Source organism: Neorhizobium sp. DAR64862/K0K3 (genome assembly GCF_050500185.1).
GTDB classification, from domain to species: domain Bacteria; phylum Pseudomonadota; class Alphaproteobacteria; order Rhizobiales; family Rhizobiaceae; genus Neorhizobium; species Neorhizobium soli.
Map to the genome: position 1 here is coordinate 3,370,708 of NZ_CP191449.1, position 22,148 is coordinate 3,392,855.

The window sequence follows — 22,148 nt, forward strand, 5'->3', positions numbered from 1 at the left end:
AACAGGCGGTTTTTCAGGACGGCGGGCAGACAAGATGGGCAGAAGCAGTTCGGCGGCTATGGCAAATCGATCCACCCGCTTGGTACTCACAGCCTTTGTCTGGCGACAGGCGCTTGCGCTGACAGGCTTTGGCATTTTCACGCTGCTGGCGCTGGCGGTGGCAGCCCTTGCCACGTGGAATGTCGCAGATCCGAGTTTCTCCTACGCCACCGACAACCCGCCTGCCAATATCCTCGGCTTTTCGGGCGCAGCCTTCGCCGACCTGATGATGCAGTTCCTCGGACTTGCGAGCATCTTTGCGCTGCTTCCAATCCTTGCCCTGGCGCTCGCTCTGATTTCCGGGCGTCGTTACGATCGCATTCCGGCGCGGCTTGCAGCATGGGGCGGCGGTACGCTTCTGGCATCGGCAACGCTCGGCTGCTTTCCGGCGCCGGCGACCTGGCCGATCCCGAACGGCATCGGCGGCGTCATTGGCGACATGATCCTGCGCTTCCCGGCTCTCTTCGTCGGCGCCTATCCGACCGGCATGGTCGCAACCGTGCTCGGCTGCATCTTTACCATTCCCTGCATCTGGCTGATGCTGTTTGCCTCAGGCTTTGTCGGCGAGGCCGTCGAGACGGAAAGCGATGACGACGATGCGCCCGTGGCTGCCGTCTCCGCGCGCAACCGTCAGGATGAGGACGATGACGGCGACGACAATGGCCTCTTCGGGGGCTTCCTGGCGTTCGGCGCACTGGCCCATTACTGGTATATCGCTCAGGCGCGCCTGCGGCGGCTGACTGGCGCAAAGCCCCGCGCCCGTGTCGGTTTCGACCAGCCCTATGATTTCAACGACGACGAATTCGGCACCCTGAACGAGCCGGTCCGTGCCAAACAGGCCTCTGCCGGTGGCAGAAGCCGGATGGAGCCGTCGCTCGATGGCGCACCGGAGCGGGTCCTGTCGCCACGCCGGATCGTATCTGCACCGCCGATGCCCTCCAATGACGCGGATGACGACGATGATTCGTCGCTCGATACGGCAGACAATCCACGTCGCCCGGCCGGGATCCTTGCCGACCACGATGAGGATTTCGCGGCCGCGCGCGGGTCGAAATCTGCTGGCAACGGCTCTCCGCGCGTCGTCCCGGCGGCACCGCCTCCCAAGCCCAGCGCCCGCGTCGGTCGCGATGCGCAGGGCTCGTTCATCTCTGCCGACGGGTTCCAACTGCCCTCCGTGCACCTGCTTGCCGAACCAAAGGCGATTGCCCGCGATGCTTCGCTGTCGGCTGACGCGCTGGAGCAGAACGCCCGCATGCTGGAAGGCGTGCTGGAGGATTTCGGCGTCAAGGGCGAGATCATCCACGTCCGCCCGGGCCCTGTCGTGACACTCTACGAACTGGAACCTGCGCCGGGCATCAAGTCGTCCCGCGTGATCGGACTTGCCGACGATATCGCCCGCTCGATGAGCGCCATCGCCGCCCGTGTCGCGGTCGTTCCCGGCCGCAACGCGATCGGGATCGAGCTGCCGAACCGAATTCGCGAAACCGTCTATCTGCGCGAAATGATCGGCTCGAAGGATTTCGAAACCAGCAAGGCAAAGCTTGCCATGGCACTCGGCAAGACGATCGGGGGCGAGCCTGTTGTCGCCGATCTCGCCAAGATGCCGCATCTTCTCGTGGCCGGTACCACCGGTTCGGGTAAGTCGGTTGCGATCAACACGATGATCCTCTCGCTTCTCTACCGCTACACGCCGGAGAAGTGCCGCCTGATCATGATCGACCCCAAGATGCTTGAGCTTTCCGTCTATGACGGGATCCCACATCTTCTGTCTCCCGTCGTCACCGATCCGAAGAAGGCCGTTGTCGCGCTCAAATGGACCGTCCGCGAGATGGAAGAGCGCTACAAGAAGATGTCGAAGATCGGCGTGCGCAATATCGACGGGTTCAATTCGCGCGTCGAGCAGGCGATGGAACGCGGCGAGGTTCTGACCCGTACCGTCCAGACCGGTTTCGATCGCCAGACCGGCGAGGCGGTTTACGAGACGGAAGAGTTCGACCTGCAGCCGATCCCCTATATCGTCGTCATCATCGACGAAATGGCCGACCTGATGATGGTGGCCGGCAAGGATATCGAAGGCGCTGTCCAGCGTCTGGCGCAGATGGCGCGTGCGGCCGGCATCCATGTGATCATGGCGACGCAGCGCCCCTCGGTCGACGTCATTACCGGCACGATCAAGGCCAACTTCCCGACCCGTATCTCGTTCCAGGTCACGTCGAAGATCGACAGCCGTACCATTCTCGGCGAACAGGGTGCCGAACAGCTGCTGGGTCAGGGCGATATGCTCTATATGGCGGGCGGCGGTCGGATTCAGCGTGTCCACGGGCCTTTCGTCTCCGATACCGAGGTCGAAGAGATCGTCGCCTACTTGAAAACTCAAGGGTCGCCCCAATATCTCGAAGCTATCACGGCTGATGACGACGAGGATGGCGAGGGCGCAGGACCTGCCGGCACTTCCAACCTCTCCGACTCGGACGATCCTTACGACCAGGCGGTGGCGGTTGTGCTCAAAGACGGCAAGGCCTCCACATCCTACATCCAGCGCCGTCTCGGCATCGGCTACAACCGTGCGGCATCGCTGATCGAGCGGATGGAGCAGGAGGGCCTGATCGGCCCGGCCAACCATGCCGGAAAGCGCGAGATCCTCGTGCCGACCGAAGCGGATGTGCTGGATCGGTAAGGCCGGTAAAGCGGTCTTCAGGGGTTCGTGATCCGGCGCAAGCGGCCATCAAGACGCCGTGTTTCCACAACAGAAACACGGAAGGAGACCAGAATGACAGAACAAAAGACCACTCTTTCCAAAAGCATGACCGGACTTCTCGGCCGTCGCCAGTTCTCGCTCGGCCTTGCCGGCGGTGTTGCCGGGCTGCTGGTTGCGGGAGCGGCCAAGCCCGTTCTGGCGCAGGCCGCAGCCGGTGCCTCGGCTCAGCGGATCGCCGACCATTTCTCGTCGGTGAAGACGATGATGGGCGAGTTCGTTCAGTTCGGGCCACGCGGCGAACAGACCGGCGGCAAGTTCTTTATCGAGCGCCCCGGCAAGCTGCGCTTCAACTTCGAGGATCCGTCGCCGCTGCGCGTGATTGCCGATGGCCGCAACGTGGTCGTGGGCAACGTCAAGCTCAAGACCTGGGATATCTACCCGCTGTCGAAGACGCCGCTCAGCCTGCTCTTGTCCGAGCGCATCGATTTGACATCCGCGACCGTGCGCAGCGTGCGTGAAGAGACCGACCTGACGACGATCGTGCTCGGCAACAAGTCGATCTTCGGCGATTCGACCATCACCATGATGTTCGACACCAAGACCTTCGACCTTCGCCAGTGGACGATCACCGACGCCCAGAACAAGGATACGTCCGTGATGGTCTATAACGTCCGCAACGGCGTGGCGATGGACGAGAGAGTGTTCACCATCCCCTACGATCAGGTGAAATAAGACCCATCCGCCGAGACGGATCGCTTTTGGAGGGCTGCGGAAACGCGGCCCTTTTTGCTTTTCCTGCTATGCGAAATTGCCTAGAGGTGATGCCCATCAGCGAGGGCAGGCATGACATTCTCCATCACCACCTGGAACATCAACTCGGTCCGGCTTCGGATGCCGATCGTGCAGCAGTTCATTACCCGCAACCAGCCGGACATTCTCTGCCTGCAGGAGATCAAGTGCCAGGAGCCTGAGTTCCCCTACCAGCCGCTGAGAGACCTCGGTTACGAGCATATCATCGTGCATGGCCAGAAGGGCTATCACGGCGTCGCGATCGCCTCGAGGATCCCGCTGTCGGAAGATCACCGCCAGAACTACTGCAATGTCGGCGATGCCCGGCACATCTCGGCGCTTTTCGGGATGGGTTCCCGGCGTATCCGGGTGCATAATTTCTACGTGCCTGCGGGAGGCGACGAGCCGGACCGGACGATCAATTCGAAATTCGGCCACAAGCTGGATTTTGTCGAAGAGATGAAGGTTTTGCAGGCCGATGCGACCCCCGGCATTTCGTCGATCCTCGTCGGCGATCTGAATATCGCACCGCTGGAGCACGATGTCTGGTCGCACAAGCAGCTTCTGAAGATCGTCAGTCACACGCCGGTCGAAACTGAGGGCATGAAGGAGATCATCTCCAAGGGCGGCTGGCTCGATCTGATGCGCCAGTACACGCCGGAGCCGGAAAAGATTTACACCTGGTGGAGCTACCGCGCCAAGGACTGGGAAGCCGCCAACAAGGGTCGCCGTCTCGATCATATCTGGTCATCGCCGGACCTTGGCCCGTTTCTCGACCGGATCGAGGTGCTGAAGGAAGCCCGAGGCTGGACCCAGCCATCGGACCACGTTCCGGTAACGGCGGTGTTCAAGTTCTAAGCGGCGGGTGCCGTCTATCGGCTGTGCTTATGTTCCGATGGATCGTCGCTTAGAGCATTGAAATAGGTTTGGTTTTCCGGCGTCATTCGCGATTGGAACCGGGCGCGTTGATCGATCAGACGATTCATCTCACGGTTTGATTTCCAAGACCAGATCAGCAAACCCAAGAGATAGACACCGCCCAAACCAGCGAAGATTTTGGTTGCCCAGAACGCGAACTCACCAGCTGGAGCTGGAAGCTCCTCCCAGGAAATAAGCGATGCAATTATTCCGGCGAGGGCTCCGACAATGATTGCCGCTTTACCGATACTGCTTTTTTTTGCCTTGCATGGCCACCCCTAAGCTTGTCCGCGCAAATTAACACGCAGAAACTGCCATGCGGTGTCGCTGCAATTTCTCGGTTAATCAAGCATTTAGGGTGAGGGATGGTCGACTAGGGAAGCAGCTAGCAGCCAAACTTCAGCGGAACCGGTGCTGCATGGCGAGCGCCGCCTTGGCAAGGTTGACGATGTTGTCGCGGATGCGGTTTTCGATGAGACGACCGACCTGCGGATATTCCTCCAGCAGGCGCTCGAACAGGGATCGGCCGATCCTCAGCGTTTCGGAATCTTCGGCGGCGATTGCCGTGAACTTGCGCTCGACCATGGTCACCAGCGCGAGCTCGGATAGAAGCGTGCCGGCCCCGACCGTCTTGTCGAGACGAACGGTGCCGTCGCGGGTGGTCGAGTAAAGGTCGAAACTGCCTTTGCAGACGATGAAGGCGGATTCGGCGGGGGAACGCTCGCGAAACAGCTCCTGGCCGCCGGATGTTGAGCGTCGTTCCGCCCCGAACGCAATCAGCCGCAGCTGGTCGGCATCCAGTTCCCTGAAAAGCGGCACTTGCGACAGAAGCCGGATATCGTCGGACAGTGCCATTTTACGGGTTTGCAGTCTTCGGGGTTAAGGAACGATCTTGTATCCACCGTTTTCCGTCACCAGAATCTCAGCATTCGAGGGGTCGCGCTCGATCTTCTGTCGCAGACGGTAGACATGGGTTTCCAGTGTATGCGTTGTAACGCCGGAATTATAGCCCCATACTTCTTCCAGAAGAATATCGCGGGTGACAACTTTCAGGCCGGCGCGATAGAGATAGCGGATGATTGCCGCTTCCTTTTCCGTCAGACGGATCTTCTTACCATCGTCCGTGGTCAGAAGCTTCTGGCTCGGCTTGAACAGATAGGGGCCGACGGTAAACGTGGCGTCCTCGCTCTGTTCGTACTGGCGAAGCTGGGCGCGGATACGCGCCAGCAGAACCGCAAAGCGGAACGGCTTCGTCACATAATCGTTGGCGCCGGCTTCGAGGCCGAGGATCGTGTCGGAATCGGTATCGTGGCCGGTCAGCATGATGATCGGGGCCTTGAAGCCGTTCTTGCGCAGGACCTTGACCGCCTCGCGGCCGTCCATATCCGGCAAGCCGACATCCATGATCAGCAGATCGACCTGGGTCGCCTTGGCGGTGTTGACCGCCTTGGTTGCATTGGCTTCCTGCAGGATCGAGAATTCGTCGTAGAAGCCGAGCTGCTCCACAAGGGTCTCGCGCAGATCATCGTCGTCATCGACCAGCAGTATCGTTCTCGCCATGCAGTTCTTGCCTTCCGTAGCGCCTATTGCGTTTGTAAGACGTATCTAGGGATCTTCGATGTAAAACCCAACCCGCTATGAATTCAAACGAAATCATATTCAAAGCAAAACCTTGTGAGTGAAATGCATCGTTTTCGCGAGAAAGATCACAAATTGGGGCCTGTCGTCACGGTTCGCACCGCGCCGAGAGACCGGCGGCGCGCCATCGTGACATGCGGCGGGATCACCGTCCAGGCGGCACTGGGGCGCTCCGGGACGACCGCCTTCAAGCGCGAAGGCGACGGAGGAACACCGATTGCCGACATGCGGATCATCAGCGGCTTTATCCGCGGCGACCGTCTTTCCGTGCCCAAAACGCTCCTGCCGCTTCGCCGCATCGGCCAAGACATGCTCTGGTGCGACGAGCCGAAGCACCCGGCCTACAACCGTCTGGTAAAGGCCCCGTTCAAACCCAGTCATGAGGAGATGCAGCGGGCCGACGAACTCTACGATATCTGCCTCGTGCTCGACTGGAACATCACATCGCGCAAGCGCCACGGCGGCTCGGCAATCTTCTTCCACCTGATCCGCCCGGGCTACCAGCCAACCGCCGGCTGCGTCGCGGTTCATCCGCGCGACATGAAACGGCTGCTGCCGTTTCTGCGCAAGGGGACGATTGTGAGGGTGCTGGGGTGAGGGTGCTGGGATAGGCTACCGGCCGATGGCAATCGCACCGGCTGCCACGATGAGGCCGGCCACGATGCGCTTTGGTGTGAGTGTCTCGCCGAGGAACAGCCGGCCGATGATCATCGCGAACACCACGCTCGTTTCGCGGATGGCGGTGATGGGGCCGGCAGGTCCCATGGAGTAGGCGATGATGACGACGCCATAGGCGATCAGCACGAAGATGCCGGCCAGCAGGGCCTTGCGGGTTTCCCGCTCGCGGATGTCCAGGCGCAAGCGGCCCCGCATCAGCGTATACGCGACAATCAGAAGCACGCCATAGGTGAACAGCACCCAGGCGGCATAGGCACCCGGATCGGCCAGATAGCGTACGCCGATGGAATCAACCGTCGCGTAGGTGGCGATGATTAGGCCGGTCAGCAACGCCCACAAAATGGACGTGGTCGGCGCGCGCTGGCTGCCGGTCGAGAGGCTCATGATGCCAGCCGCTACCAGGATGACGCCGAGAATCTGGGAAGAGGTGAGCGTTTGTCCCATCATCAGGAAGCCGCCGAGTGACACCAGAAGCGGCACGGAGCCGCGCACGATCGGGTAGACCTGTCCGAGGTCGCCCAGCCGGTAGGCGAAGACGAGGAAGATGCTGTAGGCCACCTGCAGCATCGATGAGGCGAGGATAAACCCGAGGCCTGCGGCCGTCGGCCATGGAAACCACAGCATGACCGGGAGAGCGGCGAGAATGCCCGTGATGCCCATCACGGTGATCGACCATAGCCTGTCGGCGCCCGAGCGCAGGAATGCATTCCAGCTGGCATGCATGACGGCGGCGGTGAGCGCCAGCGCGATGACGGTCGGGCTCATTGCTTGGCGATCCTTCAGGCCCGCGGCAAAAGACGGAGCGGGCAGACAGGCATTGCCGTACCGTTCTCCTTAAAAAGTCTACCGTATTGGCGCGTCCCGAAAGGTCAAACGTGTTTTCCTGAACCGGCTGTGAGCGCTGTTCATCGCAACAAAAAGCCGCCGGATGCTTTCACATCCAGCGGCTTAGCTTATCGGGTGTGAAAAGCTTCAGCCTATTTCCAGTCGCGGATATCCACGAAGCGACCGGCGACGGCGGCAGCTGCTGCCATGGCCGGTGAGACCAGGTGGGTGCGGCCCTTGGAGCCCTGACGGCCCTCGAAATTGCGGTTCGAGGTCGACGCGCAACGTTCATAAGGGTTCAGGCGGTCGTCGTTCATGGCAAGGCACATGGAGCAGCCAGGCTCGCGCCAATCGAAACCGGCAGCCTTGAAGATCCGGTCGAGACCTTCGGCTTCCGCCTGTTCCTTGACGAGGCCGGAGCCCGGAACGACCATGGCCGACACCGTCGACGCAACGGTCTTGCCTTCGACCATCTTTGCCGCAGCGCGCAGATCCTCGATGCGGCCGTTGGTGCAGGAGCCGATAAAGACGCGATCGATGGTGATGTCGGTCATCTTCGTGCCCGGCGTCAGGCCCATATACTCGAGCGCGCGCCATTTGGAGGTGCGCTTGTTTTCGTCCTTGATCTGGTCGGGATCGGGAACCGTGCCTTCGATCGTGGTCACGTCCTCGGGCGAGGAGCCCCAGGAAACGATCGGGGGCAGGGCGGCTGCGTCCAGCACCACGACCTTGTCGTAATGAGCGCCTTCGTCCGTATGCAGCGTCTTCCAGTAGTCGACGGCCATATCCCACGCCGTGCCCTTCGGCGCGCGCGGCTTACCCTTGATATACTCGAACGTCGTCTCGTCAGGCGCGATCAGGCCGGCACGGGCGCCGCCTTCGATCGTCATGTTGCAGACGGTCATGCGGCCTTCCATGGAGAGCGACCGGATCGCCTCGCCGGCGAACTCGATGACGTGTCCGGTGCCGCCGGCCGTGCCGATCTCGCCGATAATCGACAGGATGACGTCCTTTGCCGTGACGCCGGCGGGCAGTTTGCCGTCGACGCGGACCAGCATGTTCTTTGCTTTTGTCTGCAGCAGCGTCTGGGTGGCCAGAACGTGCTCCACTTCCGATGTGCCGATCCCGTGCGCCAGCGAACCGAAGGCGCCGTGCGTCGAGGTATGGCTGTCACCGCAGACGATCGTCATGCCCGGCAGGGTAAAACCCTGTTCCGGCCCGACGATATGGACGATACCCTGGCGGACATCGCTTTCGGAAAAGTATTCGACGCCGAAATCCCTGGCGTTTTCCGCCAGCGCCTCGACCTGGATGCGGCTCTCCTCGTTCTTGATGCCGAGGTGACGGTCAGGCGAGGTGGGCACGTTGTGGTCGACGACGGCAAGCGTGCGCTGCGGCGAGCGCACCTTGCGTCCGGCCAGGCGCAGGCCCTCGAAGGCCTGCGGGCTCGTCACCTCATGCACCAGGTGACGGTCGATATAGAGAAGACAGGTATCGTTTTCATCACGGGAGACGACGTGGTCGTCCCAGATCTTGTCATACAAAGTACGAGGTGCGCTCATGGCTGCGGTCCAATAAGATTGAGAATGGGTGGGGAAATAGAGGCGGCATCTTAGGCCGCGCCGGACATCTCTGCCCGGTCAGCTAAGTCGGCTGCATAGAGCGCCGGATACGCGCGCAAAAAAGCGTGACGGCAGACGCTTGTGGTCCTGCAGCACGATCATGCGGTTCGCGAGACATCCGAATTTCGATCCCATGGCAAAGGGTGTAGCAGTTTTTTGAATTCTCGGCAATTGCCTCCAGAAAACGTACATGCGAGAACGCTACTAAAGGAACCCCCTCATGGGGGGCCGGTCTGCAGCGCCTCCCGGGCCTGAAAGAGGAGACGAGAATGGCTTTGCCAGCGCAGCTTCCCGACAACGAGGCTGAACGCCTGCTCTCTGTGCGGGCCCTGATTTCCGCCGACGGACCCTCCACGCCGGAGCTCGAGGCGCTGGTGAAGCTTGCCAAGGATGTGTTCACGACGCCTTATGCGGCCGTCAACATCGTCGACGCCGATTGGCATCGGGTGGCCTGCCAAGTTGGCATTCGAACGAGCGAATGCCCGCGCGACATCTCGATCTGCTCCCGTGTCGTGTTCGACAACGAGGTCGTGGTGGTTCCCGATCTTGCCCGCCATCCGGAACTGCGCGATCTTCCTTATGTGCTGGGCGAGCCGGGTTTCAGGTCCTATGCTGGTGCGCCGGTCGCGCTGGAGCCAGGTCTTCCCGTTGGTGCCTTCTGCCTTCTCGATACGGAGCCGCGCGAATTCAGCGACCGGGAGATCGCCAATCTCATGCATTTCGCCGAGGTGGCGAGCGGTCTTTTGCGGCTTCAGAAGGCAAATCATGTGATGGGCTTTGCCGAGGAAAAGCTGCGGCTGGCCGCGATCACCGATCCGATGACCGGTTTCTACAATCGCGCGGCGCTGGTCTCTATCGTCGACGGCATGCTGGCCGATGCGTTTTCGGCGCACCAGACTGTCGGCGTTCTCTACATGGATATGGACGGGTTCAAGACGATCAACGACACGCTCGGCCATCCCGCGGGCGATGACGTGCTGAAGCAGGCGGCGCAACGCATTACCGAATGCCTCGGTGTCCAGGAAATTGCCGTCAGGATGGGTGGCGACGAGTTCGCCGTCTTTGTTCCGAACCTTGCCAATGCCGATGCGCTGGCCGGTCTTTCGGAACGCCTCGTGAAACGGTTCCGCAGCCCGTTTGCCGTGGGCAGGCATATCGTCAATGCACGTCTGAGCGTGGGTGCTGCCCTTGCGCCGCATGCAGGGTCGGATCGCCTCAGCCTGTTGCAGGCCGTGGACGAAGCGCTGTACGAGGCGAAGGCATCCGGCCGCGACAGGTTCGTCCTCAGGTCCTCCTGACGGCTCGCAAAGGAAACGTCCTGCGCCGCACTATCGGCGGCTTGCCTTTCTGATCCCCTGTTCCCGCATCTTCTTTTCGACCTGCCGCAAGGCGATCGACAGGCCGATCGTCAGGATCAGGTAGATATAGGCGACGATCGAATAGGTCTCGAAAAACCGGAACGAGCCGGACGCATAGATCTTGCCGGCCTGGCTGATATCGGCGACGCCGAGAACCGAGACGAGGGAACTGTCCTTCACCATGGCAACGAAGTCGTTCGAGAGCGGCGGGAAGATCACCCGTATCGCTTGCGGAAACACGACAAGGCGAAAGCGCTGACCCCGCGTCAGCCCGAGCGCCATGGCCGCTTCGACCTGGCCGCGATCGATGGACTGGAAACCGGCGCGAAAGATCTCGGCGATAAAGGCGGAATAGCCGATCGTCAGCGCAATGATCGCTCGCCACATCAGCGACAGATCGCGGACCTGCATCGGCTCCAGCCAGCCGCCGTCGACCAATGGCGTGATCAGGACATTGTAAAAACCGACGATCGCCGGTGCGCCGGCAAAGGCAATGTAGAATAAAAGCACCAGGATCGGGATGCCGCGCACGACTTCCACATAGAAGCGCGCCGCCTGCCGGAGCGCGAGACGATCGGAAAGGCCTGCAAGCGCGATTGCCAGGCCCAGCGCGGTGGCAAGCACGAAGGCCGTAACCGTCACGAACACCGTCACCCAGATGCCGCGCGAGACTGTTGCAAACACCTGGGCGTAGAGATCGTTGACGACGATTACGGCTGCGATCGCGAGGCCTATCACAACGACAGCTGCGAGCCACCACGGACGATCACCATCGCCGCCCGATGTCGGCAGGGTCTGAAAGGTCATCAGGTTTCGACCCTGTCCGCTGGACCTGCCGGCGTGGCTGCCGCGCTGGTAGTCACTGGCCCATCTTGTAGTCGAGGAACCACTTCTTGTTGAGGGCATCCAGCGTGCCGTCTGATTTCAGCGCGGCGATCGCGGCGTTGACGGGGGCTGCGAGATCCGATCCCTTCTTGAAGATGAAACCGAAATCTTCGGCGCCGAGCGGGCCGCCAATCACCTTCAGCCCGCCGTTCGACGCGTCGACATAGCCTTTGGCCGCGACGCTGTCGGTCAGCACGAGATTGACATCGCCGCCCTTCAAAGCCTCGACGGTTGCGCCGAAGGTTTCGAACAGCTTGATGCGCGGGTTCTGCTCGTTGCCGTCGAGGATGCTGTAGACCGACGTGTAAAACGGCGATGTGCCCGGCTGGGCGCCGATCAGCGCGCCGTCCACGGCCGCAAAGGCCTTTTCGTCCGCAAAGCGGGTCTCGTCGCCGCGCACCAGCATGAACTGTTCGGAGCGCAGGTAGGGATCGGAGAAATCGACCTGCGCCTTGCGTTCATCCTTGATGGTGATCCCGGTCATGCCGATGTCGTACTGGCCATCGGACACGGCCTGGATCATCGCGTCCCAGCTGACGTTCTGGTACTCGATCTTGAAATTCAGCCGCTTGGCGATCTCGTTCATCGCATCATACTCCCAGCCGATCGCCTGGCCCGTCTTCGGATCGACGAACTGCAGGGGCGGATAGGCGTTTTCGGTGACGACGACGACGGATCGGGCCTTCAGGTCCGGCAGGTTTTGCGCAAAAGCAGTGACCGGTGCCAGGCTTGCAACTGCGAGGGCGGCAATGACAAAACGTCTTTTCAGCATGGGGCGATCCTCAAGAGAAATATCTCAGCCAAATCTCACCAATTTCTGCGGGAAGACAAGCACAACCATTCCCTCAGACGAAGATCGCTGGGTTTGCCTTTGCAGACGCAACTGCAGTGGGGTCGATATCAATGCCCGAGGGCAATCGCAGGCAATAAAAAAGGCGGCCAAACGGCCGCCTTTTCGCATCCCATGAAGGGAAATCTTATTCAGCAGATGCTGCTTCTGCAGCCTTTGCTTCTTCCGCAGCCTTCGCTTCAGCGGCTTCTGCTGCTGCCTTGTCGGCGGCCAGAGCCTGTGCTGCTGCGATCTTTTCAGCTTCGATGCGTGCCTTTTCTTCGACAACTGCAGCGCGCTCGGCTTCGTTCAGCTTGCGTGCGCGCGTGCCGGTGTTCTCGACGATACGAGCCGACTTGCCGCGACGATCGCGCAGGTAGTACAGCTTGGCGCGACGGACGCGACCGCGGCGAACGATTTCGACGCCTTCGACGAGCGGCGAGTAGACCGGGAATACGCGCTCGACGCCTTCGCCGTAGGAGATCTTGCGAACGGTGAAGCTTTCGTTGATGCCGCCGCCGGAACGGGCAATGCAAACGCCTTCATAGGCCTGTACGCGGGTACGGGTGCCTTCCGTCACGCGGACGTTGACGCGGACGGTGTCGCCCGGGGAAAATTCTGGAAGCGAGCGCTTGGCTTCGATCTTGGCGACCTGTTCGGCCTCAAGCTGCTGGATGATGTTCATGTGTCAAACCTCAGGTTTTTCTGAAACAGCCAGAGCGCTCTTAGGATCCGTTGGTCAAAGCCTCTGGATCTGCCTTGCGGCAGAGCGTTTCGCCATTCTTTGTTGCTGGCAGACGGGACAGTTTTCCCATTTCCGTTCGCGCCATTACACGAAAGGCATGCGCTTGTCATCGGGCATGCCGCAATTTTGTGGCGATCGGTGGCGTTTTCGCCGCTTGCTGCCTCTCTATAGCAGGTCTAAAGGCTGAGCGAAAAGAATTCGGGAGGATTCATGTCGATCACCATGGTGGTGCTGCTGGCCGCTGCCGGCTTTTTCTCGGGTGCCGCCAACGCGATTGCCGGCGGCGGAACGTTTCTCGTTTTCGGCGCCTTGACGCTTGCCGGCGTGCCGCCGATCGCGGCCAACGCAACATCGTCGATCGTGCAGTTTCCGGGCTATGTCACCTCGACGCTTGCCTATCGCCGCGAGATTGCCAGGCACTGGCGAAGTGCTTTGGCGCTCGCAATCGTCTCCGTCATCGGCTCGATTTTGGGAGCGTTGATCCTGCTGGCGCTCGACAATGACGCGTTTCGCCAGGTCGTGCCGTGGCTCCTGGGCGCTGCGACCGCCGTGTTTGCGGCAGGCCCGTGGCTGAAGCCGAAAGCCTCGTCCGAGCGCCCTGCCAACTCGCCGCTTTCGGTCATCGGTCAGTTCCTGACATCGATCTATGGTGGGTTCTTCGGGGCCGGAATGGGGATCATGATGTTGGCGGTGCTGGGGCTGACGACCGGCGGCAGCTATCACCATCTCAATGCGCTGAAGAACATGCTGGCGGCGCTGATTGCCGGCGTCGCGATCGTCGTCTTCGTCGGCGGCGGCGTGATTGCCTGGCCGGAAACGATCATCATGATGCCGGCCGGCGCGCTCGGCGGCTATTGCGGCGTGTGGCTCGCACGACGCGTTCCGCAGGCAGTGCTGCGCTGGTGCGTGGTGGCGGTCGGCGCAGGCCTGACCGTCTACTATTTCGTCACCGGCTAGCTTTCGTTCAGCAGGTCCGGGCGGCGTTCCCGAGTAAGCCGCAGCGACTGTTCGAGCCGCCATTTCTCGATCGCGGCATGGTTGCCGGAGGTCAGAATAGCGGGGATTTCCCGGTCTTCGAAGACCTGTGGACGCGTATAGTGCGGGTGTTCGAGCAGGCCGTGCTCGAAGCTTTCGTGGGTGCCGGACAGCGCATTGCCCATCACGCCCGGCAGAATGCGCACGACGCTGTCGAGCAGCGTCAGCGCGGCCGGCTCGCCGCCCGAAAGGATATAGTCGCCGATCGACACTTCCTCGAGCTGGCGTGCATCGATCACCCGCTGGTCGACGCCTTCGAAACGTCCGCAGACGATCACCACGCCCTCGCCCTCGCCAAGCTCGCGAACTCGCTTCTGGCTGAGCGGCTTTCCGCGCGGGCTCATCAGCAGGCGGGGACGGCTGTCGTCCGCGAGGGAATCGATCGCCTTTGCCAGAATATCCGCCCTCAGCACCATGCCGGCGCCGCCGCCGGCCGGCGTGTCATCGACGGTGCGATGCTTGTCCTCGGCGAAATCACGGATCTGCATCGCTTCCAGCGACCACTGCCCGCGTTCCATTGCCTTGCCGGAGAGGGAAAAGCCGAGATGGCCGGGAAACATTTCCGGATAGAGGGTGAGCACCGTGGCGCGAAACGGCATCGCGGTCACTTGTCCTTGCGCGGAAAATTCGAGTTCGCGCCGTCTTCGTCCGGGTTTTCGATCAGGCCCGCAGCTTCGGGATCGATCAGGATCTTGCCGCCTTCGAGATCGATCTCCAGAACGGCTGCCTCGGTAAACGGAATGAGCGACGGCCGACGGCCGGGGCCTTTCAGCTCCAGAAGGTCGCCGGCGCCGAAATCGAAAACGGCGCTGACCGTGCCGAAGCTCTTGCCGTCCTTGTCGACCGCTTCCAGGCCCTCTAGGTCGGCGTAGTAAAATTCGTCGTCGTCCAGTTCCTCGTCCGGCAGGTTGTCACGGTCGACGAACAGCTCGATGCCGTTCAGCGCTTCTGCATCCTCGCGGCTGTTGATGCCGCGGAAGCGGACGATGACGACGGTTTTCGCCTCGCGGATATCGAGGATCTCGAAGACCCGGCCGTCCGCGGTGTAAAGATTGCCGTAGTCGCCGAGCGCCATCGGATCCTCGGTAAAGGATTTCACCCGCACCTCGCCCCGCAGGCCCTGGGCAGCGCCGATCGTTGCCATCAGAACTGGGTTTTCGAGCTTGGTCATGCGGGAAGGCTCCGGTTTCTTCGCGCCCATTTAAGCGCAACACAGTGAAATGAAAACAGTCTCGGCTGAATGAAAACAGCAAAACGGGCGGTGCGTTGCCGCACCACCCGTTGATTGAGAAGAGGCAGATCTTATTCCGCGGCAGCAGCTGCCTTGGCGTCTTCGATCTTCTTTGCGCGCTCGGCAGTGCGTTCCTGAGCCTTCTTGCCCGGCTTTGCCTTTTCCGGGTTGCTCTTGGCATCGCGCTGGCCAACGCCGGCTTCTGCCAGGAAGCGCAGAACGCGGTCGGTCGGCTGTGCGCCGTTGTCGAGCCAATGCTGAACGCGCTCTACGTTGACTTCAACGCGCTTTGCGTCGTCCTTGGCAAGCATCGGGTTCCACGAACCGACCTTTTCCAGGAAGCGGCCGTCACGCGGCGAACGGGCGTCAGCGACGACGATCGTGTAGTAAGGACGCTTCTTCGAGCCACCACGGGCAAGACGGATCTTCAAGGGCATTGTATTCACTCCTAGGTTTGTCTGGGCCGCCGTCCCGGCGGGCCGTGTCGTTATTGGTTTAAGCTGTTTCCTTACCGCCGTGTTCGGCGGCGATGGCTTCATGATGCCGGATGACTTCCTTGATGACGAAGTTCAGGAACTTCTCGGCGAAATCCGGGTCCAGATGAGCGTCGTCGGCCAGGCGGCGAAGGCGTTCGATCTGGTATTCCTCGCGCGCCGGGTCTGCCGGCGGCAAATCGTATTGGGCTTTGAGGACGCCCACTTCCTTGGTGCAGCGAAAGCGTTCCGCCAGCATATGCACCAGTGCCGCATCGATATTGTCGATCGACTGGCGGTAGCTTGAAAGCTTTGCCTTGATCTCAGGGTCAACCATCGCGTCCTCCCCTCACTTCTTCTTGCCAGGCAGGCCGGGAAGACCCGGGAAGCCGCCAAGGCCGGGGAGCTTTCCTCCACCGAGGCCAGGCATTCCGCCACCGAGACCCGGCATCGAGCCAGGCTTCATGCCGGCAGCTTCGGCCTGCTTCTGCAGGGCTTCCAGCTGCTTCGGATCGAGCTTGGAAAGATCGGGCATGCCGCCCATTCCACCCATTCCGCCACCCATGCCACCAAGACCCATCTTGCCGGCAAGGCCGCCCATCATCTGCTTCATCATGCCGCCCTTGCCCTTGCCGCCCATCATTTTCATCATGTCGGCCATCTGGCGGTGCATTTTCAGCAGCTTGTTGATTTCGGATGCGTCCGTGCCGGAGCCGGCTGCGATGCGTTTCTTGCGGGAGTGCTTCAGCATATCCGGGTTGGCGCGTTCGGCCTTCGTCATCGAGCCGATGATGGCGATCTGGCGGTCGAACATCTTGTCGCTCATGCCGGATGCGGCAAGCTTGTCCTTCATGCCGGCCATGCCGGGCATCATTCCCATGATGCCGCCCATGCCGCCGAGCGATTTCATCTGGCGCAGCTGGTCGGCAAGGTCGTTCAGGTCGAACTTGCCCGACTGCATCTTCTTGGCCATCGCCGCGGCTTTTTCCGCGTCGATGTTTTCCGCTGCCTTTTCGACGAGGCTGACGATGTCGCCCATGCCGAGAATACGGTCGGCGATACGGCGGGGATGGAACTCTTCGAGTTCGTTCATCCGTTCGCCGACACCGATCAGCTTGATCGGCTTGCCGGTGACGGCGCGCATCGAAAGTGCTGCACCGCCGCGGCCATCGCCATCCATGCGGGTCAGCACGAGGCCGGTAATGCCGACGCGTTCGTCGAAATTGCGCGCCAGGTTGACGGCGTCCTGGCCGGTCAGGCTATCGGCCACCAGCAGGATTTCATGCGGATTGGACTTCCGCTTGATTTCCGCCATTTCGGCCATCAGCGGTTCGTCGATATGCGTGCGGCCAGCGGTGTCGAGGATGACGACGTCATGGCCGCCGAGCTTGGCTGCCTGGACGGCGCGCGCGGCGATATCGGTCGGCGACTGGCCGGCAATCACAGGCAGCGTATCGACACCGGTCTGGACGCCCAGCTGGCGCAACTGTTCCTGAGCTGCCGGACGTCGCGTATCGAGCGACGCCATCAGCACCTTTTTCTTTTCGCGGTCGGTCAACCGCTTGGCGATCTTGCCTGTGGTCGTGGTCTTACCCGAACCCTGCAGACCGACCATCATGATCACGACCGGGGCCGCGGCATGCAGGCTGATGCCGACGCCTTCGGTCCCGAGCATTTCGACCAGCTCGTCATGGACGATCTTGACGACCATCTGGCCGGGCTTGATCGATTTCAGAACCTCGGCGCCGACCGCCTTTTCGCGAACCTTGTCGGTAAAGGCGCGCACCACTTCCAGCGCCACGTCGGCTTCCAGAAGCGCACGGCGAACCTCGCGCAGGGCGGCGGATACATCCGCTTCGCTCAATGCGCCACGGCCGGTCAGTCCATTCAGAATGGAGCCAAGACGGTCCTGGAGGTTTTCGAACATCGTGTATTCCTTCTTCGTTTCCGGGTGCCCAAAAACGTCGGTTCTTTCGCCGGCAAATACAAGGCACCAAGGAGTACGCAAAGCCAAATAGCACCCGAGGGCGCCACGCGCTGTCGGGTGTTGACCTCCGGGTTTCCGAATAGTTCGGCTCCCGGTCGGCGGCTCCAAGTTCTCGGACTTGTCAGCAGATTAGCGGGCTTAAACAGGAAATGGGGTTGGAAGTCAAGGCGCGCCGGGGTTTTGCCGCGGGCGAGGGCGTCCGCTGACGAGATGCCGGAGATCTGATGTTGCCGCAAGCTTCCGCCCGTGCGCGATTTGCCGTATTCTATAGGGGATATATGCGAACCTAGATAGAGGTGGCCTTGATGGCGCAGCTCTTGCAAACCCTGGTGATCGAACAGACCTCATGAAACGTCGCAATTTTCTCAAATGGTCCGGGATCGGCGCAGTGGTGGCCCTTGCCGGCGGGTTGACCGCACGAGGTGCCATGGCAGCCAACAGCTATTATTCCGGGCCGGTGTCCGATCACTTCGACGGAACGCATTTCTTCAATCCCGGCGGAGAGGAGCCGCGCGGAACTCTCGATCTGCTGCGCTGGAAGTTCGGCAACGGCAATATTCCCTGGCCGGACACGTTTGCCAGCCCGTTTCCGCAGGCCGTGCCGGAGACGCGCGTGACCGGCAATCGTCTTGTCGTCACCATGGTCGGCCATGCGTCGCTGCTGATCCAGGTTGCCGGCGTCAATATTCTGACCGATCCGGTCTGGTCGGAGCGTGCCAGTCCGGTCTCCTTCGCCGGGCCCAAGCGGGTCAATCCGCCGGGTATCCGCATCGGTGATCTGCCGCCGATTGATATCGTGCTCGTTACCCACAATCACTACGACCACATGGATCTCGAGACGCTGTGGGTGCTTGAGGGCCGCGACAAGCCGCATTTCATCACACCGCTCGGCAATGATGCGATCATCCGCTCCAAGGTGCCGGATGCGAAGATCACGGTCATGGACTGGGGCGGCAGCGAGACCGTCGCGCCCGGCGTCGTGTTTCACTGCGAGCCCTGCCATCACTGGTCGGCGCGGGGTCTCGGTGACCGGCGCAAGGCGTTGTGGGCGGCCTTCGTGTTTGAAACGCCGGCCGGCAAGGTCTATCATGTGGGCGATACCGGATTTCACGAGGGCGTCAACTATCGCGCCGCGGGCAGTAAGCATGGTCCTTTCCGCCTCGCGAACCTGCCGTTCGGCGCCTATGAGCCGCGCTGGTTCATGAAGGCGCAGCATCAGGATCCGCAGGAAGCCGTCGAAGGTATGCAGCTTTGCGGAGCCTCCTTTGTTGCCGGGCATCATTGGGGCACGGTCAAGCTGACGGACGAGGGCATCGACCAGCCGGTCGAGGCGCTGTTTGCGGCGCTCGACAGTCGTGGTATTGCGCGTGAACGATTCCGGCCGATGCGGGCAGGTGAGGTTTTCGACGTTCCGGCGTGACGGAGCTTGACGAGCCGCTCCACAGTTTGCTTGATGCGGAAACATGAGTGAATGGGGCAAGATATGCAGATCGAACTGGACCGCCTGACGGACGCTACTCGCATCCAGCGCCTCAAGGCGCAGACAGCGGGTACGCATGATACGCTCGACAAGCGGATCATGCGGGCGGAGCCATTCGCCAATCGCGAGCGCTATGCCTTGTTTCTCGACGTCCAGCATCGGTTTCACGCCGATGTCGCGCCGCTCTACGCGGCCGCCGAACTCAACCGGCTGCTGCCTGGCCTTGCCGAACGTTGCCGGCTGGAAGCGCTTCGCCACGACATTGCGGATCTCGGCGGCGTGCCGGAACAGCTGGGATCGACGACCGGCCCCCTGAACCCGGCGACCGCGCTCGGCTGGCTCTATGTCGCCGAAGGCTCCAATCTCGGCGCAGCTTTCCTGCGCAAGGAAGCGGCCAAGCTCGGGTTGTCGGACGATTTCGGTGCGCGGCATCTGGCCGGCCACACGGACGGCCGCGGCCTGCACTGGCGCAACTTCGTTTCGGCCTATAACGAGCTGATGTTGACCGAGGCAGAGGAACTCGAGGCGGCCGAGGGTGCCAGGGCGGCGTTCCGCCGGGTGCATGCGCTGGTCGACCAGATCTTCGGATGACACCATCGGAGAATGGCGCTCGCCGTACAAGTTGCGCGCGCTACTGGCAATTCGTGGCGATTTCCGCCATATAAGGCCGATGACCGGTAATTTACCGCACGGGTTGGCAATCATGGCAGAACAGGTCGAATTTGCGCGCATGAACGGGCTTGGCAACAAGATCCTGGTCATCGACATGCGCGGTCGCGCCGACAAGGTCACGCCGGAAGCAGCCGTTGCGCTCAACGCTGATGCTGCGACCCAGTTCGACCAGATCATGGCGATCCACGATCCGAAGATTGCGGGTACCGACGCGTTTATCGACATCCTGAACTGCGACGGCAGCAAGGCCCAGGCCTGCGGCAACGGCACCCGCTGCGTCGTCCAGGCCTTGAGCTCCGAGACCGGCCGCAAGGTTTTCACCTTCCAGACGGTTGCCGGCATTCTCAATGCACGTGAGCACGAGGATGGCACGATTTCGGTCGATATGGGCAAGCCGGCCTTTGCCTGGGACAAGATCCCGTTGTCTGAAGAATTCTACGATACCAGCCGGATCGAGCTGCAGATCGGCCCGATCGATGCGCCGATCCTGCATTCGCCGTCCGCAATGGCGATCGGCAATCCGCATGCGATCTTCTGGGTCGACCGCGACCCGATGGATTTCGATCTGGAACGGTTCGGACCGCTTCTCGAAAACCATCCGATCTTTCCTGAAAAGGCGAATATCACGCTGGCGCAGGTGACATCGGAAACATCGCTGCGCACCCGCACATGGGAACGCGGCGCGGGGCTGACGCTTGCCTGCGGCTCCGCCGCCTGTGCCGCCGGCGTGTCCGCTGCGCGCACCGGCCGCACAGGCCGCACGGTCACCATTGATGTTGCCTCAGCGCCCACCCGGCAGCCGCTCGTCATCGAGTGGCGTGAAGACGATCACGTGGTGATGACCGGCCCTGCGGAATGGGAATGGTCCGGCAAGGTCGATCCGGTCACCGGTGAATTTTCGCGTGACGAGGACGGCGGGCAGGGCGCTCACCAAGGGGCGCAGGTCCATTGAGTGGCGTCGAAGTCATCACCTTTGGCTGTCGGCTGAACACCTACGAATCGGAAGTGATGCGGGCGGAGGCCGAAAAGGCCGGGCTCAACAATGCCGTGCTGGTCAATACTTGTGCTGTAACCTCGGAAGCGGTGCGGCAGGCCCGCCAGACGATCCGCCGCGTGCGTCGTGACAATCCCCATGCCCGTATCGTCGTCACGGGCTGCGCCGCCCAGACCGAGAAGCAGACGTTTGCCGAGATGCCCGAAGTGGACATGGTGCTCGGCAACGAGGAAAAGCTGAACAGCCAATCCTACCGCGCGCTTCCAGATTTCGGCGTTTCGTCGGAAGAAAAGCTGCGCGTCAACGATATGATGAGCATCAAGGCGACCGCGCCGCAGATGATCCGCCATATCGATGGTCATGTGCGCGCCTTCATCCAGGTCCAGAACGGTTGCGACCATCGCTGCACCTTCTGCATCATTCCCTATGGTCGCGGCAATTCCCGCTCGGTGCCGATGGGTGCCGTCGTCGAACAGGCGCGCAGGCTTGTCGAAGGCGGGTATCGCGAGATCGTGCTGACTGGCGTCGATGCCACCAGCTACGGCGGCGACCTTCCCGGCCAGCCGACCCTCGGTCTTCTTGCCAAGACGCTTCTAAGGCAGGTGCCTGAAATCCTGCGGCTGCGGCTGTCGTCGATCGACAGTATCGAGGCGGACAATCATCTCTGGGATCTGATCGCCGATGAGCCGCGCTTCATGCCGCATCTGCATCTGTCGCTGCAGCATGGCGACGACATGATCCTCAAGCGGATGAAACGCCGCCACAGCCGCCGCGAAGCCTTGGACTTTGTCGAACAGGCACGGCGGCTGCGGCCCGAGATCGCGTTTGGTGCTGACATGATCGCCGGATTTCCGACCGAGACGGAAGAGATGTTTGAGAATTCGGCGGCGCTTGCGCAGGACGCCGGCATTTCCTTTCTGCATGTTTTCCCCTATAGCCCGCGTCCCGGAACGCCGGCCGCGCGGATGCCGCAGCTCGACCGGGCACTGGTCAAGGACCGCGCCGCGAGGCTTCGCGCAACGGGTGAGGCGTTGCATAAAGCCCATCTCGACCGCATGGTGGGGTCACAACAGATCGTCATCGTTGAAAACAACGGCCTGGCGCATACCGAAAACTTTTCGCTGGTCGCCGTGCCGGGGCTGGTTCCCCGGGACATCCAGCGCATTATGATAACTGGCCATAACGGCAAACATCTCGACATGCGGGTCATGGCCGCTCCCGCCACAGAGCGGGCGGCCTGACCGGAACGGAT

General features: G+C 61.5%; 22 protein-coding genes. 10 read left to right on the forward strand and 12 right to left on the reverse strand.

The window, feature by feature from the left end; translation table 11 throughout:
* Nucleotides 1–34: 34 nt before the first annotated feature.
* The 3 genes from ACQY1L_RS16250 (at nt 35) to ACQY1L_RS16260 (ending at nt 4,384) form a co-directional block, all read left to right on the forward strand.
* A complete protein-coding gene (locus ACQY1L_RS16250; protein ID WP_174197173.1) occupies nt 35–2,716 on the forward strand; it encodes an FtsK/SpoIIIE family DNA translocase in 2,682 nt (893 codons plus the stop codon).
* Between the two features lie 93 nt (nt 2,717–2,809).
* Nucleotides 2,810–3,469 carry an outer membrane lipoprotein carrier protein LolA gene (locus ACQY1L_RS16255; protein ID WP_062581593.1) on the forward strand — a complete coding sequence of 220 codons (660 nt, stop codon included), beginning with the start codon at nt 2,810–2,812 and terminating at the stop codon, nt 3,467–3,469.
* Between the two features lie 111 nt (nt 3,470–3,580).
* Nucleotides 3,581–4,384: an exodeoxyribonuclease III gene (locus ACQY1L_RS16260; RefSeq protein WP_430241784.1), complete on the forward strand. Its 804-nt coding sequence runs from the start codon at nt 3,581–3,583 to the stop codon at nt 4,382–4,384.
* A 459-nt stretch (nt 4,385–4,843) separates the two neighbouring features.
* On the opposite strand, the gene ACQY1L_RS16265 is transcribed toward ACQY1L_RS16260, so the two are convergent.
* Together ACQY1L_RS16265 and ACQY1L_RS16270 are read right to left on the reverse strand one after the other, a co-directional pair.
* On the reverse strand, nt 4,844–5,299 hold the full coding sequence (locus ACQY1L_RS16265; protein ID WP_430241786.1) for a cyclic nucleotide-binding domain-containing protein: 456 nt from the start codon (nt 5,297–5,299) through the stop codon (nt 4,844–4,846).
* Between the two features lie 24 nt (nt 5,300–5,323).
* Nucleotides 5,324–6,004: a response regulator transcription factor gene (locus tag ACQY1L_RS16270; RefSeq protein ID WP_062462280.1), complete on the reverse strand. Its 681-nt coding sequence runs from the start codon at nt 6,002–6,004 to the stop codon at nt 5,324–5,326.
* 123 nt (nt 6,005–6,127) lie between these two features.
* On the opposite strand from ACQY1L_RS16270, the gene ACQY1L_RS16275 reads away from it, so the two are divergent.
* Complete coding sequence (locus ACQY1L_RS16275) at nt 6,128–6,679, forward strand: L,D-transpeptidase family protein (protein ID WP_430244012.1); 552 nt, start codon at nt 6,128–6,130, stop codon at nt 6,677–6,679.
* 15 nt (nt 6,680–6,694) lie between these two features.
* Here ACQY1L_RS16275 and ACQY1L_RS16280 read toward each other — a convergent pair whose 3' ends face one another.
* Both ACQY1L_RS16280 and leuC read right to left on the reverse strand, forming a co-directional pair.
* A complete protein-coding gene (locus tag ACQY1L_RS16280) occupies nt 6,695–7,525 on the reverse strand; it encodes an EamA family transporter (protein WP_092659253.1) in 831 nt (276 codons plus the stop codon).
* 212 nt (nt 7,526–7,737) lie between these two features.
* Nucleotides 7,738–9,147 carry a 3-isopropylmalate dehydratase large subunit gene (leuC, locus tag ACQY1L_RS16285; protein WP_062462289.1) on the reverse strand — a complete coding sequence of 470 codons (1,410 nt, stop codon included), beginning with the start codon at nt 9,145–9,147 and terminating at the stop codon, nt 7,738–7,740.
* Nucleotides 9,148–9,476: 329 nt separating this feature from the next.
* On the opposite strand from leuC, the gene ACQY1L_RS16290 reads away from it, so the two are divergent.
* A complete protein-coding gene (locus tag ACQY1L_RS16290; protein ID WP_209902368.1) occupies nt 9,477–10,505 on the forward strand; it encodes a sensor domain-containing diguanylate cyclase in 1,029 nt (342 codons plus the stop codon).
* Between the two features lie 30 nt (nt 10,506–10,535).
* Here ACQY1L_RS16290 and ACQY1L_RS16295 read toward each other — a convergent pair whose 3' ends face one another.
* The 3 genes from ACQY1L_RS16295 to rplS all read right to left on the reverse strand — a co-directional run bounded on the left by ACQY1L_RS16295 (nt 10,536) and on the right by rplS (nt 12,964).
* Entirely contained in the window at nt 10,536–11,372 is an 837-nt protein-coding gene (locus tag ACQY1L_RS16295; protein WP_430241789.1) for an amino acid ABC transporter permease, read from the reverse strand.
* A gap of 52 nt (nt 11,373–11,424) precedes the next feature.
* The gene (locus ACQY1L_RS16300; RefSeq protein ID WP_430241791.1) at nt 11,425–12,222 is read right to left on the reverse strand and encodes a transporter substrate-binding domain-containing protein; all 798 of its coding nucleotides are present in this window, start codon (nt 12,220–12,222) and stop codon (nt 11,425–11,427) included.
* Between the two features lie 205 nt (nt 12,223–12,427).
* Nucleotides 12,428–12,964: a 50S ribosomal protein L19 gene (rplS, locus tag ACQY1L_RS16305; protein WP_062462300.1), complete on the reverse strand. Its 537-nt coding sequence runs from the start codon at nt 12,962–12,964 to the stop codon at nt 12,428–12,430.
* A gap of 270 nt (nt 12,965–13,234) precedes the next feature.
* Here rplS and ACQY1L_RS16310 point away from each other — a divergent pair, with 270 nt between their 5' ends.
* Nucleotides 13,235–13,981, forward strand: coding sequence for a sulfite exporter TauE/SafE family protein (locus ACQY1L_RS16310; protein ID WP_430241793.1), 747 nt, complete (start codon nt 13,235–13,237; stop codon nt 13,979–13,981).
* Here the strand turns inward: ACQY1L_RS16310 and trmD are convergent.
* The 5 genes from trmD to ffh form a co-directional block, all read right to left on the reverse strand.
* Nucleotides 13,978–14,658, reverse strand: a complete 681-nt coding sequence (trmD, locus tag ACQY1L_RS16315; RefSeq protein WP_430241795.1) for a tRNA (guanosine(37)-N1)-methyltransferase TrmD — start codon at nt 14,656–14,658, stop codon at nt 13,978–13,980. The genes ACQY1L_RS16310 and trmD overlap by 4 nt on opposite strands.
* Before the next feature lie 5 nt (nt 14,659–14,663).
* Nucleotides 14,664–15,230 (reverse strand): ribosome maturation factor RimM, encoded by a 567-nt coding sequence (gene rimM, locus ACQY1L_RS16320; protein ID WP_325265485.1) that lies wholly within the window; start codon nt 15,228–15,230, stop codon nt 14,664–14,666.
* Nucleotides 15,231–15,361: 131 nt separating this feature from the next.
* Nucleotides 15,362–15,727, reverse strand: coding sequence for a 30S ribosomal protein S16 (gene rpsP / locus ACQY1L_RS16325; RefSeq protein WP_062462306.1), 366 nt, complete (start codon nt 15,725–15,727; stop codon nt 15,362–15,364).
* Between the two features lie 58 nt (nt 15,728–15,785).
* Nucleotides 15,786–16,100 carry a chorismate mutase gene (locus ACQY1L_RS16330; protein WP_062462309.1) on the reverse strand — a complete coding sequence of 105 codons (315 nt, stop codon included), beginning with the start codon at nt 16,098–16,100 and terminating at the stop codon, nt 15,786–15,788.
* A 12-nt stretch (nt 16,101–16,112) separates the two neighbouring features.
* Nucleotides 16,113–17,690 carry a signal recognition particle protein gene (gene ffh, locus ACQY1L_RS16335; RefSeq protein ID WP_113165678.1) on the reverse strand — a complete coding sequence of 526 codons (1,578 nt, stop codon included), beginning with the start codon at nt 17,688–17,690 and terminating at the stop codon, nt 16,113–16,115.
* 406 nt (nt 17,691–18,096) lie between these two features.
* On the opposite strand from ffh, the gene ACQY1L_RS16340 reads away from it, so the two are divergent.
* From ACQY1L_RS16340 to mtaB, 4 genes are all read left to right on the forward strand, one after another.
* Nucleotides 18,097–19,170 carry an MBL fold metallo-hydrolase gene (locus ACQY1L_RS16340; RefSeq protein WP_062462318.1) on the forward strand — a complete coding sequence of 358 codons (1,074 nt, stop codon included), beginning with the start codon at nt 18,097–18,099 and terminating at the stop codon, nt 19,168–19,170.
* 63 nt (nt 19,171–19,233) lie between these two features.
* Nucleotides 19,234–19,821 carry a biliverdin-producing heme oxygenase gene (locus ACQY1L_RS16345; protein WP_113165679.1) on the forward strand — a complete coding sequence of 196 codons (588 nt, stop codon included), beginning with the start codon at nt 19,234–19,236 and terminating at the stop codon, nt 19,819–19,821.
* 112 nt (nt 19,822–19,933) lie between these two features.
* On the forward strand, nt 19,934–20,854 hold the full coding sequence (gene dapF / locus ACQY1L_RS16350; protein ID WP_430241797.1) for a diaminopimelate epimerase: 921 nt from the start codon (nt 19,934–19,936) through the stop codon (nt 20,852–20,854).
* The gene (gene mtaB, locus ACQY1L_RS16355; protein ID WP_430241799.1) at nt 20,851–22,137 is read left to right on the forward strand and encodes a tRNA (N(6)-L-threonylcarbamoyladenosine(37)-C(2))-methylthiotransferase MtaB; all 1,287 of its coding nucleotides are present in this window, start codon (nt 20,851–20,853) and stop codon (nt 22,135–22,137) included. The genes dapF and mtaB overlap by 4 nt, the downstream gene beginning before the upstream one ends.
* Nucleotides 22,138–22,148 lie beyond the last annotated feature (11 nt).

Excerpts from the sequence above, each read along its gene's own strand:
- ACQY1L_RS16260 (WP_430241784.1), top strand. The coding sequence starts at position 3,581 with ATGACATTCTCCATCACCACCTGGAACATCAACTCGGTCCGGCTTCGG.
- ACQY1L_RS16330 (WP_062462309.1), bottom strand. The coding sequence starts at position 16,100 with ATGGTTGACCCTGAGATCAAGGCAAAGCTTTCAAGCTACCGCCAGTCG.
- ACQY1L_RS16290 (WP_209902368.1), top strand. The coding sequence starts at position 9,477 with ATGGCTTTGCCAGCGCAGCTTCCCGACAACGAGGCTGAACGCCTGCTC.
- trmD (WP_430241795.1), bottom strand. The coding sequence starts at position 14,658 with ATGCCGTTTCGCGCCACGGTGCTCACCCTCTATCCGGAAATGTTTCCC.
- rplS (WP_062462300.1), bottom strand. The coding sequence starts at position 12,964 with ATGAACATCATCCAGCAGCTTGAGGCCGAACAGGTCGCCAAGATCGAA.
- rpsP (WP_062462306.1), bottom strand. The coding sequence starts at position 15,727 with ATGCCCTTGAAGATCCGTCTTGCCCGTGGTGGCTCGAAGAAGCGTCCT.
- ACQY1L_RS16340 (WP_062462318.1), top strand. The coding sequence starts at position 18,097 with ATGAAACGTCGCAATTTTCTCAAATGGTCCGGGATCGGCGCAGTGGTG.
- ACQY1L_RS16300 (WP_430241791.1), bottom strand. The coding sequence starts at position 12,222 with ATGCTGAAAAGACGTTTTGTCATTGCCGCCCTCGCAGTTGCAAGCCTG.
- rimM (WP_325265485.1), bottom strand. The coding sequence starts at position 15,230 with ATGACCAAGCTCGAAAACCCAGTTCTGATGGCAACGATCGGCGCTGCC.
- ACQY1L_RS16265 (WP_430241786.1), bottom strand. The coding sequence starts at position 5,299 with ATGGCACTGTCCGACGATATCCGGCTTCTGTCGCAAGTGCCGCTTTTC.
- ffh (WP_113165678.1), bottom strand. The coding sequence starts at position 17,690 with ATGTTCGAAAACCTCCAGGACCGTCTTGGCTCCATTCTGAATGGACTG.
- ACQY1L_RS16255 (WP_062581593.1), top strand. The coding sequence starts at position 2,810 with ATGACAGAACAAAAGACCACTCTTTCCAAAAGCATGACCGGACTTCTC.
- dapF (WP_430241797.1), top strand. The coding sequence starts at position 19,934 with ATGGCAGAACAGGTCGAATTTGCGCGCATGAACGGGCTTGGCAACAAG.
- ACQY1L_RS16275 (WP_430244012.1), top strand. The coding sequence starts at position 6,128 with ATGCATCGTTTTCGCGAGAAAGATCACAAATTGGGGCCTGTCGTCACG.
- ACQY1L_RS16280 (WP_092659253.1), bottom strand. The coding sequence starts at position 7,525 with ATGAGCCCGACCGTCATCGCGCTGGCGCTCACCGCCGCCGTCATGCAT.
- ACQY1L_RS16345 (WP_113165679.1), top strand. The coding sequence starts at position 19,234 with ATGCAGATCGAACTGGACCGCCTGACGGACGCTACTCGCATCCAGCGC.
- ACQY1L_RS16310 (WP_430241793.1), top strand. The coding sequence starts at position 13,235 with ATGTCGATCACCATGGTGGTGCTGCTGGCCGCTGCCGGCTTTTTCTCG.
- ACQY1L_RS16270 (WP_062462280.1), bottom strand. The coding sequence starts at position 6,004 with ATGGCGAGAACGATACTGCTGGTCGATGACGACGATGATCTGCGCGAG.
- leuC (WP_062462289.1), bottom strand. The coding sequence starts at position 9,147 with ATGAGCGCACCTCGTACTTTGTATGACAAGATCTGGGACGACCACGTC.
- ACQY1L_RS16250 (WP_174197173.1), top strand. The coding sequence starts at position 35 with ATGGGCAGAAGCAGTTCGGCGGCTATGGCAAATCGATCCACCCGCTTG.
- ACQY1L_RS16295 (WP_430241789.1), bottom strand. The coding sequence starts at position 11,372 with ATGACCTTTCAGACCCTGCCGACATCGGGCGGCGATGGTGATCGTCCG.